Genomic DNA, 17,960 nt, shown 5'->3' with positions numbered 1-17,960 from the left:
TTCAGCCTCGGCCGCGACGACCAAAGAAGAACGAAACGATGAACATCACCAGGAAGACCACAAACAGGATCTTGGCGATCCCCGTGGCGGTGCCCGCGATACCACCGAAGCCCAGGACTGCAGCCACAATGGCGATGATCAGAAATGTGATTGCCCAACTCAACATGGTGATTCTCCTTACGCTTTTTTAGGGGTGACGGCGGTACTGCCGTGCAATCGCTCAACTCAAGCGATCTTTTGTTGCCTAGAACACCCAACGTTCCTGGGATGGCAGTTCACCCAGGGCAGACGCCTGGTCAACCATCCGCAGTTGGGGAACGGTTACATCGGCAGAGACGCTGCCAACGGAACGGCTATCAATGGAACGAAAGTGGGTCTGGGCCATAGCCGGACGTTCGAAATGCGGGGTCTGCTGCTGCCAATGCTGCAACTGCTGGCCGCCAATCAACGTGACCATCAGGGCCAGGCTGGCGAACAGGCCTTGTTGCAAGCGCACTGGCGATACACACAGTTGAGCGAGGCTTTGGCGAGTCATGCTGCTTTCTCCCGCATTTTGATTATTCGTTAGGAGAGCTATTGCAGAGGGCATGCCAGCTTTTTTACAAAATAAAACTCAATAAAATCAATCAGTTAAATATATCTGATCAACGCAAAGCCCAGCATCCTGCACGATGACCACCTAGGCGCCGTGCGAAATGCACGATCACCAGTGGTCGGATCGGCGGATAGAAAGCCAATAGCGCACTGCCGAAGTGGCAAGAAGGCATGAAAACGCCAGCAGGCGCGGGCCTTGTAGGGATGCACGTAGATAGCTGCACGACGTTGCGTTTTATCAATCAGAATGAACCATGCAACTTGCCCGATTATTCCGGGACTAAACACCATCATTCATATTCAGGAGCGCGGGACAAATGGAATCAGCCAAGGAACTTCAAGGCCGCGTTCTTTTAGTGGACGACGAATCCGCGATCCTTCGTACCTTCCGTTATTGCCTGGAAGATGAGGGCTACACCGTAGCCACCGCCAACAGCGCCGCCCAGGCCGATACCCTGATGCAACGCCAGGTGTTCGACCTGTGCTTCCTCGACCTGCGCCTGGGCGAGGACAACGGCCTGGATGTGTTGGCGCAGATGCGTATCCAGGCGCCGTGGATGCGCGTGGTGATTGTGACCGCGCATTCCGCCGTCGACACCGCCGTGGATGCGATCCAAGCCGGCGCGGCTGATTATCTGGTCAAACCGTGCAGCCCCGACCAGCTGCGCCTGGCTACCGCCAAACAGCTGGAAGTGCGCCAGCTCTCCGCGCGCCTGGAAGCACTGGAAGGCGAAGTGCGCCAACCGAAAGACGGCCTCGACTCCCACAGCCCGGCGATGATGGCGGTGCTGGAAACTGCGCGCCAAGTGGCCGGGACTGACGCCAACATCCTCATCCTCGGCGAATCCGGCACCGGTAAAGGCGAGTTGGCCCGCGCCATTCACGGCTGGAGCAAGCGCGCGAAAAAATCCTGCATCACCATCAACTGCCCGTCGCTGACGGCGGAGTTGATGGAAAGCGAACTGTTCGGCCATAGCCGCGGTGCCTTCACCGGTGCCAGCGAAAGCACCTTGGGCCGGGTTAACCAGGCGGACGGCGGCACGCTGTTTCTCGACGAGATCGGCGACTTTCCCCTCACTCTGCAGCCCAAGTTGCTGCGTTTTATCCAGGACAAGGAATACGAGCGCGTAGGCGACCCGGTCACCCGGCGCGCCGATGTACGCATCCTTGCAGCCACCAACCTGAATCTCGAAGACATGGTGCGCGACGGCCGCTTCCGCGAAGACTTGCTGTACCGCCTCAACGTGATCACCTTGCACCTGCCGCCGCTGCGCGAACGCAGCGAAGACATCCTGGCCCTGGCCGACCGCTTCCTCGCCCGCTTCGTCAAGGAATACGCCCGACCGGCGCGGGGCTTCAGCGATGAAGCGCGCGAAGCGCTGCTCAACTACCGCTGGCCGGGCAATATCCGCGAGCTGCGCAACGTAGTGGAACGCGCGAGCATTATCTGCCCGCAGGAAAAGGTCGAAATCAGCCACCTCGGAATGGCCGAACAGCCGACCCACAATGCACCCCGTATCGGGGCGGCGTTGAGCCTGGACGAACTGGAGAAAGCGCATATCGGCGCCGTACTGGCCACCAGCGACACCCTGGATCAGGCTGCCCGCACCCTGGGCATCGACGCGTCGACCCTGTACCGCAAACGCAAACAGTACAACCTGTGAGCTGTACCTTATGAAGTTAGCGATGACACTGCGCACTCGGTTATTCCTGAGTATCTCCGCGCTGATCACCGTCGCCCTGCTGGGGTTGATCCTGGGGCTGGTCAGCGTGATGCAGATGGCCAAGACCCAGGAGTCATCGATTCGCAGTAACTTCATCACCCTCGACCTGGGACTCAAGCTGCGCCAGAGCCTGGGCGACCAGTTGATGATGATGCTCGAACAACGCCCCAATCCCGAGGCACTGCAAGCATCGGAACAGCGTTACTTCGAGCTGCTCGACCAAGGCATTGCCCACGAGCAGCGCGACGGGCATAGCAGCGGTTTCAGTCAGGCCCGGGTCGACTACCAGCGCTTGCTGGCGGCTTTTGACGAATCTCAACAAGCGTCCCCACCGCCCGGCAGCAAAGAGAAAATCACCGAAACATTCAATGTCCTGCGCAACGGCCTGATCGCCGAGCACAAGCAGGCCCTGGAAAACATCAGCGCCAGCGAGCATAAATCCCGCGAGCGCGCCTTGTTGATCGCCGGGCTGCTGGGGCTGGTAGGCCTCGCGGTGCTGATCATCGGTTTTATTACCGCCCATGGCATCGCCCGACGGTTTGGCGGGCCGATCGAAGCGCTGGCCAAGGCCGCCGACAAGATCGGGCAAGGTGATTTCGAAGTGACCCTGCCCATTTCTTCAGCGGCGGAAATGAACCAACTGACCCGACGCTTCGGCATCATGGCCGAAGCCTTGCGCCAGCATCAGGCAACCAATGTCGATGAGCTGCTGGCGGGCCAGCAGCGCCTGCAAGCGGTGCTCGACAGTATCGACGACGGCCTGTTGATGATTGACCGGCAAGGCCGCCTGGAGCACCTCAACCCCGTCGCACAGCGCCAGTTGGGCTGGGACGAGGAACGTCTCGGCCAGGGCCTGGGCGATGCGCTGGGTCGCCCGGAAATGGACGATCAACTGCAACTGGTGCTGCGCGGCGGCAACCTGGAGCGGGCGCCGGACGACCTGGAGGTGGAAGTCGAGGGCGAACTGCGCCTGTTGACCTACAGCCTGACGCCGGTAAGCCACACCCAGGGGCATATCCTCGGCGCAGTGATGGTGCTACATGACGTCACCGAGCAGCGTGCCTTTGAGCGGGTACGCAGCGAGTTCGTGTTGCGCGCCTCCCACGAATTGCGCACGCCGGTGACCGGCATGCACATGGCCTTCGGCTTGTTCCGCGAACGCGCGAAGTTTCCTGCGGAATCCCGTGAAGCGGACCTGCTGGATACGGTCAATGAAGAAATGCAGCGCCTGATGCAGTTGATCAACGACCTGCTCAACTTTTCGCGCTACCAGAACGGCATGCAAAAACTCACCCTCGGCCCGTGCGATGTCACCGACCTGCTGGAGCATGCGCGTGCGCGCTTCGCCGAGCCGGCGAACGCGCAACACATCGAGCTACTGGTAGAGCCTCAGCCCGACCTGCCCCGACTGTATGCCGATCAGGTGCAACTGGAACGCGTGCTCGACAACCTGCTGGGCAACGCCCTGCGCCACACCGCCGAAGGCGGGCAGATCCGCCTGCAGGCGCGGCGTCATGGCGAGCGGGTGATTATCAGCGTCGAGGACAACGGCGAAGGTATCGCCTATGGCCAGCAGGGACGCATCTTCGAACCCTTCGTGCAGGTGGGCCGCAAGAAAGGCGGCGCCGGCCTGGGGCTGGCGCTGTGCAAGGAGATCGTGCAACTGCATGGCGGCCGCATGGGCGTGTATTCACGGCCGGGGCAGGGCACGCAGTTCTATATGGCGTTACCGCTGTAGCGATTAACGCCGGTCGAGGGCGCGCAGGATCGCGGCACTCTCGGCATCCGGCGTGCCATCGAACAGCGCAGGGCGGAAGTGCATCTGGAACGCCGCGATCACATGGCGCGTGGCGACGTCCAGTTCACCGGTCTGCGGCGTCTGGTAGCCCAGGTGCGCCAACGCTTCCTGGAACCAGGTGATGCTCGGCAGATCCGTGGCGTACTGCGCCTGGTAGCGCGCCACAGCCTGCGCGTCGGGCCAGACGCCCAAGCCCTTCTCGGCCAGGCGCTTCCACGGAAACAACGGCCCCGGGTCCAGCTTGCGCAGCGGCGCGATGTCGCTGTGACCAATGATGTTTTTGGGGTCAATGCCATTGCGCGTGCTGATGTCCTTGAGCAACACCTCCAGCGATTGCACCTGAGCTTCGGAGTACGGGTACCACACACGGCCCGTCGGCGTGTCGCGAAACCCTGGGTTGACGATCTCGATCCCGATGGAGCTGGAGTTCAGCCAGGTGCGCCCCATCCACTCGCTTTCCCCCGCATGCCAGGCGCGCTGGCTTTCATCCACCAGCTTGTAGATAGTGCCCGAAGCGTCGTCGCCGATCAGGTAATGGCTGCTGACCTGACCATGGGTCAGCAGCGCCAGGGAGCGCTCAAGGTTGGTTGAGGTGTAATGGACAACCACGAACTGCACGCGGTTGTCGTGGTTGGCCGAGGGGTGGCTGGTATCCAGGCGCGGGCCGCTGGCGCAGCCGGTGAGCAGGAGGAACATAAAGGCGAAGTACACGGATTTCATGGCGGATTACGTTACGCTGAAGACGATAATGCAACAGTGTAACGTACCGCTTGTGGCCCGAACGTCAAATTACAAAATGGAACATCTTTTAGGCCGCTTGCACCCGGTTACGTCCCGCCGCCTTGGCCCGGTACAACGCCTCGTCGGCGCGCTTGAGCACCAGGTCACTGCGCTCGCCGGGCTGGAACTGTGCCACGCCCATCGACACCGTGATCGTCACCGGCTCGCCCTTGAAATGGAACGGGCAGACTTCAATCGCCGTTCGCAACGCCTCGCCAGCGGCCAGGGCGTTCGCCAGGGATGAGTCGGGCATCAGCAACACAAACTCTTCGCCGCCGAAGCGCGCAATGAAGTCGCCGGGGCGCAGGCGCTTGCGCAGCACGGTGGCGATGATTTTCAGCACCTTGTCGCCGGCCAGATGCCCGTAGCCGTCGTTGATACGCTTGAAGTGATCCAGGTCCAGCATTGCCAGCGACAGGCTATTGCCGCGCTGATGCCAGAGGTTGACCTCATGGTCCAGGCGCTCGCTCCAGGCCGCACGGTTGGGCAAGTCGGTGAGCGGATCGATCAGGGCTTTCTGGCGCTGCACTTCCAGGTGATCGCGATACCCCTGGGCCTCCTGTTCCATATTGGCGACGCGCTCCGCGAGCCCTTTCAAACGCTCCGCCACTTCCTGCTCGCGCTGGTCACGCTGCTGCTGGTGCTGGTCCATGGTGCCAAGCAGGCCTTCAAGGTGGCTTTCCAGGACCTGCTTGAGGCTGTCCAGGTCGGCGGCGTCCTGCACACTGCTTTGCAGGCCGTCGACCTGTTCACGGATTTGCGTGTCCAGCTCCCGGGCGGCCGAGCGACTGTCGGCATAGCCTTCGCTGGCCATCTGCAGATGGCCCTGGAACGCTTCGAGGCGTTCGTTGAGCTGCTTGAGGTAAGCCTCGAACTCATGCTGGCCGCTGTCGGTGATCGCCAGCATCAGCGTGGCCAGATCGTCGAGGATCGGCAGCAGTTCGTACCAGTTCAAACCATGGGCCAGGCGTTCGCGCATGGCTTCGGCCTGGGGCCGGTGTCGCTCGGGCAGGGACAGGTCTTCCAGCAGGCCAAGTAAGGTGTCTTCAATGTGTTTGGCCACGGAGCTGTAGGACGGCTCCGGCGAATCGGGCAGGGCGTAGACCGAGTCCGCTTGCAACTCGTCCGGGTCCGGCACTTCCTGCACGGGCGGCAGTGACAGGCTGCCGATGACGGTTTGCGGCGGCGCATCGACCTGGACCGGCGGTGTTTCGATAAACGCAGCGAGTGCGCTTTCGGGGGCCGGCTCTTGCGCCTCGACCGAAGGCGCCTCGGGCTCCGCCACTTCGACCGGCTGGGCGATCGGCGCAGTTCGTGGCGCGGCTTCGACGGCAACGGAGGGGGTCACGATCTCGACCGCCTTGGCCGGCGCTACGGGTTCCGGCTGGGGCGAAGCCGAGCCTTGCGGCAACGGCGCGAACGCCCGCAGGGCCTGGGCTAATTCGTCAGGCTGCGCCGGCTCTTCGGCGACGGGCTCGGGCTCGGGCGCCGGCCTGGAGGCGGCGGGCGGCGGTAAAGATGGCGGAGCAGACGGCGGCGCGGGCTCGCCGGCCGGAGCTTCATTCGCGACATCCTTGGCGCCAAACAGGCGTTGCAGCAGGCCGGGGCCGGGGCGCGGGGTTTCGCCGTCCGGCTCCAGGTTATTCAACGCCTGCCCTTGCAGGCTGCTCAGCTCACTGAGCAACAGTGGGATCTCGCGCGCCTGACCTACGCGGCTATCCAACTGCTTGGCGAAGGTTTTCAACGGGCGGGCCACCTCGCGGGGCAGCGGCAGTTTCTGCAACTGCGCAACCAGGGCCGCGAGCGCGGTGCTCATCTGGTCAATCCGGGTTTCGCGACGCTGCTCCGAATCCAGTACGGCTTTTTCCAGGCGCGGCAGCAACGCAGCGAGGGCGGCATCCATGTCGTCGGTGCGCACGGCGTCGCGCATTTCCTTCATGCATTGATCAACCGCGCGGTCGGTGCCTTCAGCGGCCAACGTACTGCGCACCAACCCTCGGCGCAGCAGGTCGAGGCGGGCAGCCCAGCGGCGTTCGAGCGTGTCTTGTTGCTCGATGATTTTGAGGTATTTCTCTTTCCAGCGCTGGGCTTCGTCGCTCATGCAAGGGGTCCGCGAGGGCCGGGGCTCAACGCGGGCAATGCATCAGCCGTGAGCGAACCCGGCAGACGAATCTCCACCGCGACCGGCAGGTGATCGGAGATGGGCTGCGCCAACACCTGCACGCTTTCAAGCGTGAGGGTCGGGCTAAGCAGGATATGGTCAAGACAGCGTTGCGGGCGCCAACTGGGGAACGTGGCTTCGACTTGCGGCGCCAGTAAGCCAAGGTCACGCAACGGGGAATTCTGCAGCAGGTCGGTGGCATGGGTGTTCATGTCACCCATCAGCACCTGGTGCTTGTAGCCGCCAATCAACTCACGCACGTAGGCCAACTGCAGGTTGCGGGTACGCCCCCCGAGTGCCAGGTGCATCATCACCACCACCAGGGCTTCCGGGCCTTCGCCGAAACGCACGAGGATCGCGCCACGGCCCTTGGGGCCAGGCAATGGGTGATCTTCGATAGCCGATGGCTTCAGGCGGCTAAGCACGCCATTGCTGTGCTGCGCCAGGCGCCCGAGGTTGCGATTGAGTTGCTGATACCAATAGGGAAACGCGCCCAACTGGGCCAGGTGTTCCACCTGGTTGATGTAGCCCGAGCGAATGCTGCCGCCGTCAGCTTCCTGCAGGGCGACCAGGTCGAAGTCGCCCAACAGGTCGCCGATCTTCTGCAGGTTGCCGGCCCGCCCGTTGTGGGGCAGCAAGTGCTGCCAGCCACGGGTGAGGTAGTGCCGGTACTTCTCGGTACTGATGCCCACCTGGATATTGAAGCTGAGCAGGCGCAGGCGGCTGTCCGCCGGCAGGCCTGTGGATTCCAGGTGAGCTTCGTTGACCTGTGGGTCATGCAGGCCGACAACGCGTTCGGTACCCCAGCGACGCATGGCAGGCCCCTTACTTGGCCGCGCGTTCTTTGGCGATCAACTGGTCGGCCACATTGAGGGTCGCTTCAGGACCACCGGTGGTGCCCAGGTCGAAACGGTACTTGCCGTTGACGATCAGGGTCGGTACGCCTTGCACGCCATAAGCCACGGCGAGCTTCTTGGCTGCTTCGATCTGGCCCTTGATGGCGAAGGAATTGAAGGTAGCCAGAAACTTTTCCTTGTCGACACCTTGGGTCGCGACGAAGTCAGCCATGTCCTCAGGCTTGGTCAGGCGCTTGCCTTGTTTCTGGATCGCCTCGAAGACCGCGTTGTGGACCTTGTGCTCGACACCCATGGCTTCCAGGGTCAGGAACAGTTGGCCATGGGCATCCCAAGGGCCGCCGAACATGGCAGGGATGCGTTTGAAGTTCACGTCCTTGGGCAGTTTTTCAGCCCATGGGTTGATGGTTGGCTCAAAGGCGTAGCAATGCGGGCAGCCGTACCAGAACAGCTCCACCACTTCGATCTTGCCCGGCACTGACACCGGCACTGGGTTGGCCAATTCCACGTAGGTTTTACCGGCTACAAGCGGCACGTCGGCGGCTTGTGCGGTCATGCCGAAGAGGCTGGCAGTGACGAGAGCGGCGCTGAGGATCAGATTACGCATGCTTTACTCCTGGACAAATAAGGTCGCCTCACGCGACCTTTGTTGTGACAGGTCTGCGCGGGCATGAGTTCGTTAGTGTAACGGCACCGGCCACAAAAAAGGGCGGCCTAAGCCACCCTTTTTATGCTTGCATCAACGGATTAATCGAGCGTTAACGCAGCCTTCGATCAGTGCAGACCCTGAATGTATTGGGAAACCGCTTGGATGTCCTTGTTGCTCAGCTTGGCGGCAATGCTTTGCATGATTTTGCTATCGCCGTCGTTGGTGCGATTACCTTCACGGAAGTCCGTCAGCTGCTTGGCGACGTACTGCGCATGCTGGCCACCCACATGCGGGAAGCCCGCGGCGGCGAGGCCGGCGCCGTTAGGCGAGTGGCAACCGATGCAGGAAGGCATGCCTTTTTCCAGGTTGCCGCCGCGGAACAACTCTTCACCACGGGCCACTTGCTTCGGATCGGCAGCTCCCACACTGCCTTTCTGGCTGGAAAAATAGGCCGCGATATCGGCCAGGTCCTGATCGCTGAGGTTGGTCAGCAAGCCGGTCATTTCCAGGACCGTGCGCTTACCGTCCTTGATGTCGTGCATCTGCTTGGTCAGGTAACGCTCACCCTGGCCGGCCAGTTTAGGGAAGTTCGGTGCCGGGCTATTACCATCCGGTCCATGGCAAGCACCACACACGGCGGCTTTCGCCTGGCCCGCAGTAGCGTCGCCTGCAGCATGGGCAACACCAGTGATGCCCAAGGTCAACAGCAGACTCACGATCAGTTTGTTCATCAGCTAATCCAACTACGGCTAAGGGTTTAAAGAGTTATCTAACCGGGCTTACTCACCATCCACTCAATGATGGCCTGGTAATCCTCGGTACTGCAGTCCATGCACAAACCACGCGGCGGCATTGCCTTGAAACCCTGGGTCACGTGTTGCACCAGCGTGTCCATGCCTTGCGCCAGTCTGGGCGCCCAGGCTGCCTGGTCACCCCGCTTCGGGGCGTTCGGCATTTGGCCAGCATGGCAAGCCACGCAAACTCGGTTGTACACCACTTCCGGTTCCTGTGTAGCCTGAGCGCCGTAAAGCGGCATCAGGACACCGATAGCAAGCAACCATCTGGTCATACATCGACCTTTTCAGGGTTTGGGAGCGTTTTGCGTTCTAATGCGCAATAAAGGTCTATCGCTCCCGTGAACTTCATCCTTCGCTGGGACAAAGCACACACAAAATCTGCGGCATTATATACTGGCGCTACTGAAACGGAAACGACACCGCTTGCCGCACCCTTTTTCGGCACCGCCCACATCGGAAATCTCATGCAACTCAAGAACCCCATCCTCGGCCTGTGCCAACAGTCCACCTTCATGCTCAGCGCCGCCAAAGTGGACCAATGCCCCGATGACGAGGGCTTTGAAGTCGCCTTTGCCGGCCGTTCCAACGCGGGCAAATCCAGCGCGCTGAACACCTTGACCCACGCCAGCCTGGCGCGCACCTCGAAAACCCCGGGTCGCACGCAGTTGCTCAACTTCTTCAAGCTAGACGATGATCGGCGTCTGGTCGACCTTCCAGGCTATGGTTATGCAAAAGTACCTATCCCGCTGAAGCTGCACTGGCAGCGTCACCTCGAGGCTTACCTGGGTGGCCGGGAGAGTTTGAAGGGGTTGATCCTGATGATGGACATCCGTCATCCAATGACCGACTTCGACCTGCTGATGCTCGACTGGGCGGTCGCCAGCGGCATGCCGATGCATATCCTGCTGACCAAGGCCGACAAACTGACCTATGGCGCCGCCAAGAACACGCTGCTGAAAGTGCAGGCGGAAATCCGTAAAGGTTGGGGTGACACCATCACCATCCAGCTGTTCTCGGCGCCAAAGCGCATGGGCCTGGAAGACGCCTACACCGTACTGGCCGGCTGGATGGAATTGGCCGACAAGGGCGCGGAAATCGCCGAGTAACTTTTGCGCAGGCAAAAAAAACCCCGGACTTCGTAGGGGAGGGGAAGTTCGGGGTTCAAGTTCCGGACCGCTAGGGCGGGGTCCAGATATCTGCCAACACTTAACACAACATAGGAGCATTGAAGGGCTTCACCACCCATTCAGTAAATCTGAGTGGCATTTCATGGGTTAAGTTCCGGCAGGTACAAAAACTATTTGCAATAACCGACGGCGCTTTCGGCTCTAAAGCGTTCTGCCACCACGCTCGGGGGGTGGCAGAACCACGTCATCAGTGCGCTTCGTCCCAGTTATCACCCACGCCCACTTCCACCAGCAACGGCACGTCCAGCGTCGCCGCGTGGCTCATGTGCTGGCGAATCTCGTCGCGCACTTGGTCGACCAGATCCTCGCGAACCTCCAGCACCAGTTCATCGTGTACCTGCAGGATGACTTTGGCGTCCAGGCCCGACGCGGTCAGCCAATTATCCACCGCGACCATGGCTTTCTTGATGATATCCGCCGCCGTGCCTTGCATCGGCGCGTTGATTGCCGTGCGCTCGGCACCTTTGCGCAGCGCCGGGTTCTTCGCATTGATATCCGGCAGGTACAGGCGCCGACCGAAGATCGTCTCGACATAACCCTGCTCGGCCGCCTGGGCGCGGGTGCGCTCCATATAGGCCAGCACGCCCGGATAACGGGCGAAGTAGCGGTCGATATAGGCCTGGGACTGTTTACGATCGACACCGATCTGCTTGGCCAGGCCAAACGCGCTCATGCCGTAGATCAGGCCGAAGTTGATCGCCTTGGCGCTGCGACGCTGGTCGGTAGTGACCGCGCCCAGTTCCACGCCAAACACCTCGGCGGCGGTGGCCTTGTGCACGTCCAGGTCATTGCGGAAGGCATGCAGCAAGCCTTCGTCCTTGGCCAGGTGCGCCATGATGCGCAGTTCAATCTGCGAGTAGTCCGCCGCCAACAGCTTGTAGCCTTTAGGCGCGACGAACGCCTGACGAATCCTCCGACCTTCAGCAGTGCGGATCGGAATGTTCTGCAGGTTCGGATCACTCGACGACAAGCGCCCCGTGGCCGCCACCGCCTGGTGATACGACGTATGGATGCGCCCGGTGCGCGGGTTGATCTGCTCAGGCAAGCGGTCGGTGTAGGTGCTTTTCAGCTTGCTCATGGAGCGGTACTGCATCAGCACCTTGGGCAGCGGGAAATCCTGCTCGGCCAGTTCGGCGAGCACCGCTTCGGCGGTCGACGCCTGGCCCTTGGCGGTCTTGCTCAGGATCGGGTGGCCGAGTTTTTCGTACAGGATCGCGCCCAATTGCTTGGGCGAGCCGAGGTTGAATTCCTCACCGGCGATGGCAAATGCCTCACGCTCCAGTTCGACCATCTTCTCGCCCAGCTCAACACTTTGCACGCCGAGCAACTTGGCATCCACCAGTGCGCCCTGGCGCTCGATACGCGCCAGCACCGGCACCAGTGGCATCTCGATATCGGTCAGCACGCTGACCAGGCTGGGGATCGCCGTGAGTTTTTCGAACAAGGTCTGATGCAGGCGCAGGGTGACGTCGGCATCTTCAGCCGCGTAAGGCCCGGCCTGTTCGAGGGAGATCTGGTCAAAGGTCAGCTGTTTAGCGCCTTTACCGGCAATATCCTGAAAGCTCACGGTGGTGTGACCCAGGTATTTCTGCGCCAGGCTGTCCATGTCATGCCGCGTGGCCGTGGAGTCGAGGACGTAGGATTCGAGCATGGTGTCGTAGGCAATGCCCTGCACCGTGATGCCACAATTCTGATCACCGCCGATGGCACAGTTGGCCAGGATATTCATGTCGAACTTGGCGTGCTGGCCGACCTTGAGCTTGCTCGGGTCTTCGAGGATCGGCTTGAGCGCGCGCAGGACCGTGTCGCGGTCCAATTGCTCCGGCACACCCATGTAGGAATGGGTCAGCGGGATGTAGGCCGCTTCATAGGGCTGAACCGCGAACGACAACCCAACCAATTGCGCCTGCTGCGCATCGATGCCGGTGGTCTCGGTGTCGAAGGCGAACAGCTTGGCGTCGCCGAGCTTCTTCATCCACACCTCGAAACGCGCCTGATCGAGAATGGTTTCGTACTTGAGCTCGGTATTCACGACCGGCGCATTATCGATGACCGGAGCAGCCACCTCCAGCCCGGTGCGCTTGGCGTCGCGCTGCACTTCGTCAAACCAGCTTTTGAACTCCAGGAGGGTATACAGCTCCAGGAGTTTTTCACGATCCGGCTCGATCAGGTGCAGATCGTCCAGGCCAACATCGAGCGGTACGTCGATCTTGATCGTCGCCAACTGATAGGAGAGAAACGCCATCTCCTTATGCTCTTGCAACTTGGCCGGCAGCGTCTTGGCCCCACGGATAGGCAGGGTCGGCACAATATCCAACTGCTCATAAAGCTCTTTCAGGCCGCCATTGACGCCCACCAGCAAGCCGGAAGCGGTCTTCGGACCAATGCCCGGAACGCCTGGGATGTTGTCGGACGAATCGCCCATCAACGCCAGATAGTCGATGATCTGCTCCGGAGCGACGCCAAATTTCTCCTTTACGCCCTCCACGTCCATGGCGCTACCGGTCATGGTGTTGACCAAGGTAATGTGCCCGTCGACCAACTGTGCCATGTCCTTGTCACCGGTAGAGATCACTACCGGGCGGTCTGCGGCCGCGCTGCTGCGGGCCAGGGTGCCGATCACGTCATCGGCCTCGACGCCTTCGACGCACAACAGCGGGAAGCCCAGGGCGATCACGCTCTGGTGCAGGGGCTCGATCTGCAGGCGCATGTCGTCGGGCATGCTTGGGCGGTTGGCCTTGTATTCGGCGTACATTTCGTCGCGAAAGGTCCCACCCTTGGCATCGAACACGACCGCGAACGGGCTGTCCGGGTACTGCTTGCGCAGGCTTTTGAGCATGTTCAACACGCCCTTGACCGCACCGGTCGGCAGGCCTTTGGAGGTGGTCAGCGGTGGCAGCGCGTGGAAGGCGCGGTACAGATAAGAAGAACCGTCCACCAGGACGAGGGGCGCTTGGCTCATGAGCAGGATCAACCTTTTCGGCGGGTCAGGCGCTAGAATAGCCGGACCACAGACAACAAAGGGACAAGGTTATCATGCGCTCATTCAATCGCCTGCTGTTGACCGGCTTGTTTGCATTCGCTCCGATGGTTGCCATGGCGGCCGACAGTGCGCCTTCGGGTGATCCGGAAGTTACCATTCGCACAGAGGGCGACAAAACCATTCAGGAGTACCGTCAAAACGGTTTCCTGTACGCAATCAAGGTGACCAAGAAAGGCTTCCCACCGTATTTCCTGGTGCGCGCGGACGGAACCGATGCGAATTTCATCCGCTCTGACCAACCGGATATGCTGATCCCGTCATGGAAGATCTTCGAATGGAAATGATTTCTTAACTTCAATTGGCGCCGCACACCGCGGCGCCCGTACTGGCAGTTTTAACCATGTCTGTGTTCACCCCCCTGGCTCGGCCCGAGCTGGAAACCTTTCTTGCCCCTTATGGGCTCGGCCGCCTGCTTGATTTCCAGGGGATCGCCGCGGGAAGCGAAAACACCAATTTCTTCGTCAGCCTGGAACAGGGCGAGTTCGTCCTGACCCTGGTTGAGCGCGGCCCGGTGCAGGAAATGCCGTTCTTCATCGAACTGCTCGACGTGCTCCACGACGCCGATTTGCCGGTGCCTTACGCGCTGCGCACCACCGACGGCGTGGCCCTGCGCGAATTGGCCGGCAAACCGGCGCTGCTGCAACCGCGCCTGGCCGGCAAGCACATCAAGGACGCCAACGCCCAGCACTGTGCGCAAGTCGGCGAGTTGCTTGGCCATCTGCACCTGGCGACCCAGGGCGACAAGGTGCTGGAGCGCAAGACCGATCGCGGGCTGGACTGGATGCTCAGCGAAGGCGCGCAGTTGATTTCGCACCTGGACGCAGCGCAGCAACGCCTGCTGCAGGACGCGCTGGATGAGATCGAGGCCCACAAGGCGCAGATCCTCGCCCTGCCGCGCGCGAATATTCACGCGGACCTGTTTCGCGACAACGCGATGTTCGAAGGCACGCACCTGACGGGCTTGATCGACTTTTACAACGCCTGCTCAGGCCCGATGCTGTACGACGTAGCGATCGCCCTGAATGACTGGTGCTCGGATGCCGACGGCGTGCTCGACGGCCAGCGCGCCCGTGCGCTACTGGGTGCTTACGCAGGGTTGCGACCGTTCACCGCGAAGGAAGCCGAGTTGTGGCCGACGATGTTGCGCGTGGCATGCGTGCGGTTCTGGTTGTCACGCCTGATCGCGGCGGAGTCGTTTGCCGGACAGGATGTGTTGATTCATGACCCTGCGGAGTTCGAGCATCGGCTGGCGCAGCGCCAGCAGGTCGCGATCCAACTGCCGTTCGCGCTCTAAAATGTGGGAGGGAGCTTGCTCCCGCCCCTGGTCTTTCAGAGCGACTCCAGGCACCCCGCCAAGTCATTGCCCAGCTTGTCCAGCACCTGCTCGTAACCCTGGGCCGTCGCCGGGGTGTAGCCACCCAGCGCATCCAGCTCCGCCAATTTCACCGGCAAACCGGCGACCAGCGTTTCTGCCAGGCGCGGACGCAGCGGCGGTTCACTGAACACACACGTCTTGCCGACTTCCTGCAAGCGCGTGCGCATCGCCGCCACATGCTGGGCGCCGGGCTGCACTTCGGCGGCCACGCTGAACACACCGGCGTGCTTGAGGCCGTAGGCGTCTTCGAAGTAATCAAAAGCTTCGTGAAACACAAAGTAGGGTTTGTCCTGGATGCCAGCCATCCGCGCTTTCAGGCGTGCGTCCAATGCATCCAGTCGGCCCAGGAACGCCTTCACGTTGTGCTGGTAACGCTCGGCATTGGCCGGGTCTGCGGCGCTGAGGTCGGCGCCCATGCGTGTGGCAATCACCCGAGCGTTGAGCGTCGACAACCACAAATGCGCATCCAGACTGCCCGGGCGATGATCGTGGTCATGTTCGTCGGCATCGTCGGCATGGGAATGGCTATCTTCGGCGAAACGGCGGAGTTTCATGCCCGGAAGATCCTGCACGGCCACCGTCGGCAGGCTGCGCCCCTTGAGGACGCGCGGCAGGAAGCCTTCCATGTCCGGTCCGATCCAATACAACAGATCCACCGACTGCACACGCCGCACGTCGGATGGGCGCAACGCATAGTTATGCGGCGACGCACCCGGCGGCAACAACACCTCGGGAACCGCCACCCCGTCCTGCACAGCGGCGGCAATCAACTGCAGCGGCTTGATGCTGGTCAGCACCTTGACCTGCGCCTGAGCGGCACCCGCGATGAACAAACTGGCGACAAATACGACAAAAACGGGAAAAAGTCGGGACACGATGACCACTCAATGGCGTAGGAACGGGTAACATAATAACGTCTCTATCAAATATCTGCCGCCGCTCATGCCTATAACACCGCTCGCCAGCCGTCCCCACGACCACTCTCACTGCGTGCATACCGCGCTGTCGGAGGCCGACACCCTGTGCACACGGCAGGGGCTGCGCCTGACCGCCCTGCGCCGGCGCGTGCTGGAACTGGTCTGGCAGAGCCACAAACCGCTGGGCGCCTACGACATTCTCGGCGTGCTCAGCGAACAGGACGGTCGCCGCGCCGCACCGCCTACCGTGTACCGCGCGCTGGATTTCCTGCTGGACAACGGCCTGGTCCACCGCATCGCTTCGCTCAATGCCTTCGTCGGCTGCAACCACCCGGAACACGCGCACCAAGGCCAGTTCCTGATCTGCCGCACGTGCCACGCCGCCATTGAGCTTGAGCAAAAAAGCATCAGCGACGCCATCATCCAGAGCGCCGCCGACGTCGGCTTCAAGGTTGAAGGGCAAACCGTCGAAGTCGTCGGGCTCTGCGCCGGTTGCCAGGGGGCTTGATGAGCAACGCGTTAATCCGCCTGGAGCAGGTCGGGGTCACGTTCGCCGGGCAAAACGTGCTGGATAACATCCAGTTGAGCGTCGAACCGGGGCAGATCGTCACCCTGATCGGCCCCAATGGCGCTGGCAAGACCACCCTGGTGCGCGCCGTGCTCGGCTTGCTCAAGCCCGACACCGGCAGTGTGTGGCGCAAGCCCAAACTGCGTGTCGGCTATATGCCGCAAAAACTCTTCGTGGACCCGACACTGCCCTTGTCTGTGCTGCGCTTCCTGCGCCTGGTGCCAGGTGTGGACCGCGCCCGCGCGCAAGCCGCGCTCAAGGAAGTCGGTGCCGAACAGGTCATCGACAGCCCGGTGCAAAGCATCTCCGGCGGTGAAATGCAGCGCGTATTGCTGGCCCGCGCCCTGTTGCGCGAACCGGAATTGCTGGTGCTCGACGAACCGGTGCAGGGGGTCGACGTCGCCGGCCAGGCCGAGCTGTACAGCTTGATCACCCGACTGCGGGACCGCCTTGGCTGCGGCGTGCTGATGGTCTCCCACGACCTGCACCTGGTGATGAGCACCACCGATCAGGTGGTGTGCCTCAACCGCCACGTGTGCTGCTCCGGCCACCCGGAGCAAGTCAGCGGCGACCCGGCGTTCGTCGAGCTGTTCGGCAAGAACGCGCAGAGCCTGGCGATTTATCACCACCATCACGACCACGCCCACGACCTGCATGGCGCCGTGGTCGACGATCCCGCTACGCCCCACACTCACGTTCATGGAGATAGCTGCAAGCATGGCTGATTTTCTGCTCTACGCCCTGCTGGCAGGCTTGGCTCTGGCGCTGGTGGCGGGCCCGCTGGGCTCGTTCGTGGTCTGGCGGCGCATGGCCTATTTCGGCGACACCTTGTCCCACGCCGCACTGCTGGGCGTGGCCCTGGGCTTCCTGCTGGATGTAAGCCCGGCCATCGCCGTGACGGTCGGCTGCCTGCTGCTGGCGGTGCTGCTGGTGACCCTGCAACAGCGCCAGCCGCTGGCCTCCGACACGCTACTGGGCATCCTGGCGCCCAGCACCCTGTCCCTGGGCTTGGTGGTGCTGAGCTTTATGCATGAAGTACGCATCGACCTGATGGCTTACCTGTTCGGCGACCTGCTGGCGATCAGCCCCACGGACCTTGCGTGGATTCTCGGCGGCAGCGCCGCCGTGCTGGTGCTGCTGGTGACGCTGTGGCGCCCGCTGCTGGCGATCACCGTGCATGAAGAACTGGCCACGGTGGAAGGCTTGCCCGTGCCCGCGCTGCGCATGACCTTGATGTTGTTGATCGCCGTGGTGATCGCTGTCGCGATGAAGATTGTCGGCGTATTGTTGATCACGTCACTGCTGATCATTCCCGCAGCCGCTGCCCAGCGCCACGCCCGTTCGCCGGAGCAGATGGCGATCGGCGCCAGTGTGCTGGGGATGCTGGCCGTGTGTGGGGGCCTGGCGTTGTCCTGGTTCAAGGACACGCCGGCAGGGCCGTCGATTGTGGTCACGGCGGCCGCCCTGTTTCTGCTGAGTTTTGTCCTGCCTCGTCGAGGGGTGTAGACTTGCT

Annotated in this window: 18 protein-coding genes; 8 read left to right on the top strand and 10 right to left on the bottom strand. The window is 61.8% G+C overall.

Annotation, left to right across the window (positions count from 1 at the left end):
* Position 1 precedes the first annotated feature (1 nt).
* Complete coding sequence (locus J2Y83_RS29420) at positions 2-166, bottom strand: DUF1328 domain-containing protein (protein ID WP_084378456.1); 165 nt, start codon at positions 164-166, stop codon at positions 2-4.
* A gap of 78 nt (positions 167-244) precedes the next feature.
* On the bottom strand, positions 245-535 hold the full coding sequence (locus tag J2Y83_RS29415) for a hypothetical protein (RefSeq protein ID WP_253400300.1): 291 nt from the start codon (positions 533-535) through the stop codon (positions 245-247).
* 376 nt (positions 536-911) lie between these two features.
* Between J2Y83_RS29415 and algB the strand changes: the two genes are divergently transcribed.
* Together algB and J2Y83_RS29405 are read left to right on the top strand one after the other, a co-directional pair.
* A complete protein-coding gene (gene algB / locus J2Y83_RS29410) occupies positions 912-2,258 on the top strand; it encodes a sigma-54-dependent response regulator transcription factor AlgB (protein ID WP_253400299.1) in 1,347 nt (448 codons plus the stop codon).
* Positions 2,259-2,268: 10 nt separating this feature from the next.
* On the top strand, positions 2,269-4,056 hold the full coding sequence (locus tag J2Y83_RS29405) for an ATP-binding protein (protein ID WP_253400298.1): 1,788 nt from the start codon (positions 2,269-2,271) through the stop codon (positions 4,054-4,056).
* A 3-nt stretch (positions 4,057-4,059) separates the two neighbouring features.
* Here J2Y83_RS29405 and J2Y83_RS29400 read toward each other — a convergent pair whose 3' ends face one another.
* The 6 genes from J2Y83_RS29400 to J2Y83_RS29375 all read right to left on the bottom strand — a co-directional run bounded on the left by J2Y83_RS29400 (position 4,060) and on the right by J2Y83_RS29375 (position 9,629).
* The gene (locus tag J2Y83_RS29400) at positions 4,060-4,836 is read right to left on the bottom strand and encodes an N-acetylmuramoyl-L-alanine amidase (protein WP_247403443.1); all 777 of its coding nucleotides are present in this window, start codon (positions 4,834-4,836) and stop codon (positions 4,060-4,062) included.
* Between the two features lie 88 nt (positions 4,837-4,924).
* Positions 4,925-6,997 (bottom strand): diguanylate cyclase, encoded by a 2,073-nt coding sequence (locus tag J2Y83_RS29395; RefSeq protein ID WP_253400297.1) that lies wholly within the window; start codon positions 6,995-6,997, stop codon positions 4,925-4,927.
* Complete coding sequence (locus J2Y83_RS29390) at positions 6,994-7,872, bottom strand: endonuclease/exonuclease/phosphatase family protein (protein WP_247399221.1); 879 nt, start codon at positions 7,870-7,872, stop codon at positions 6,994-6,996. The genes J2Y83_RS29395 and J2Y83_RS29390 overlap by 4 nt, the downstream gene beginning before the upstream one ends.
* Before the next feature lie 10 nt (positions 7,873-7,882).
* The gene (dsbA, locus tag J2Y83_RS29385; RefSeq protein WP_253400296.1) at positions 7,883-8,518 is read right to left on the bottom strand and encodes a thiol:disulfide interchange protein DsbA; all 636 of its coding nucleotides are present in this window, start codon (positions 8,516-8,518) and stop codon (positions 7,883-7,885) included.
* 167 nt (positions 8,519-8,685) lie between these two features.
* Positions 8,686-9,291 (bottom strand): c-type cytochrome, encoded by a 606-nt coding sequence (locus J2Y83_RS29380; RefSeq protein WP_253400295.1) that lies wholly within the window; start codon positions 9,289-9,291, stop codon positions 8,686-8,688.
* Between the two features lie 38 nt (positions 9,292-9,329).
* Positions 9,330-9,629, bottom strand: coding sequence for a c-type cytochrome (locus J2Y83_RS29375; RefSeq protein ID WP_247399213.1), 300 nt, complete (start codon positions 9,627-9,629; stop codon positions 9,330-9,332).
* A gap of 192 nt (positions 9,630-9,821) precedes the next feature.
* On the opposite strand from J2Y83_RS29375, the gene yihA reads away from it, so the two are divergent.
* Positions 9,822-10,463 carry a ribosome biogenesis GTP-binding protein YihA/YsxC gene (yihA, locus tag J2Y83_RS29370; RefSeq protein ID WP_099601836.1) on the top strand — a complete coding sequence of 214 codons (642 nt, stop codon included), beginning with the start codon at positions 9,822-9,824 and terminating at the stop codon, positions 10,461-10,463.
* A gap of 268 nt (positions 10,464-10,731) precedes the next feature.
* Here yihA and polA read toward each other — a convergent pair whose 3' ends face one another.
* On the bottom strand, positions 10,732-13,506 hold the full coding sequence (gene polA, locus J2Y83_RS29365; RefSeq protein WP_253400294.1) for a DNA polymerase I: 2,775 nt from the start codon (positions 13,504-13,506) through the stop codon (positions 10,732-10,734).
* A 74-nt stretch (positions 13,507-13,580) separates the two neighbouring features.
* On the opposite strand from polA, the gene J2Y83_RS29360 reads away from it, so the two are divergent.
* Positions 13,581-13,871, top strand: a complete 291-nt coding sequence (locus tag J2Y83_RS29360; RefSeq protein ID WP_253400293.1) for a DUF2782 domain-containing protein — start codon at positions 13,581-13,583, stop codon at positions 13,869-13,871.
* Between the two features lie 56 nt (positions 13,872-13,927).
* A complete protein-coding gene (locus J2Y83_RS29355; protein ID WP_253400292.1) occupies positions 13,928-14,881 on the top strand; it encodes a homoserine kinase in 954 nt (317 codons plus the stop codon).
* A gap of 35 nt (positions 14,882-14,916) precedes the next feature.
* Here the strand turns inward: J2Y83_RS29355 and J2Y83_RS29350 are convergent, their stop codons facing one another.
* The gene (locus J2Y83_RS29350; RefSeq protein WP_253400291.1) at positions 14,917-15,846 is read right to left on the bottom strand and encodes a zinc ABC transporter substrate-binding protein; all 930 of its coding nucleotides are present in this window, start codon (positions 15,844-15,846) and stop codon (positions 14,917-14,919) included.
* Positions 15,847-15,904: 58 nt separating this feature from the next.
* Here J2Y83_RS29350 and zur point away from each other — a divergent pair, with 58 nt between their 5' ends.
* Genes zur through znuB form a run of 3 tightly spaced genes read left to right on the top strand, consistent with a single transcriptional unit; the run spans position 15,905 to position 17,953 of the window.
* Positions 15,905-16,387: a zinc uptake transcriptional repressor Zur gene (gene zur, locus J2Y83_RS29345; RefSeq protein ID WP_373423786.1), complete on the top strand. Its 483-nt coding sequence runs from the start codon at positions 15,905-15,907 to the stop codon at positions 16,385-16,387.
* A complete protein-coding gene (gene znuC / locus J2Y83_RS29340; RefSeq protein WP_253400290.1) occupies positions 16,387-17,172 on the top strand; it encodes a zinc ABC transporter ATP-binding protein ZnuC in 786 nt (261 codons plus the stop codon). The genes zur and znuC overlap by 1 nt, the downstream gene beginning before the upstream one ends.
* On the top strand, positions 17,165-17,953 hold the full coding sequence (gene znuB / locus J2Y83_RS29335; protein ID WP_017849020.1) for a zinc ABC transporter permease subunit ZnuB: 789 nt from the start codon (positions 17,165-17,167) through the stop codon (positions 17,951-17,953). Before znuC ends, znuB begins: the two co-directional genes overlap by 8 nt.
* Positions 17,954-17,960: the final 7 nt, after the last annotated feature.

Origin of the sequence: Pseudomonas marginalis, assembly GCF_024169655.1 — a bacterium.
GTDB lineage: Bacteria > Pseudomonadota > Gammaproteobacteria > Pseudomonadales > Pseudomonadaceae > Aquipseudomonas > Aquipseudomonas paraveronii.
Note: the sequence above shows the minus strand (reverse complement) of the source record. Positions and strands in the feature narration are given on the sequence as shown.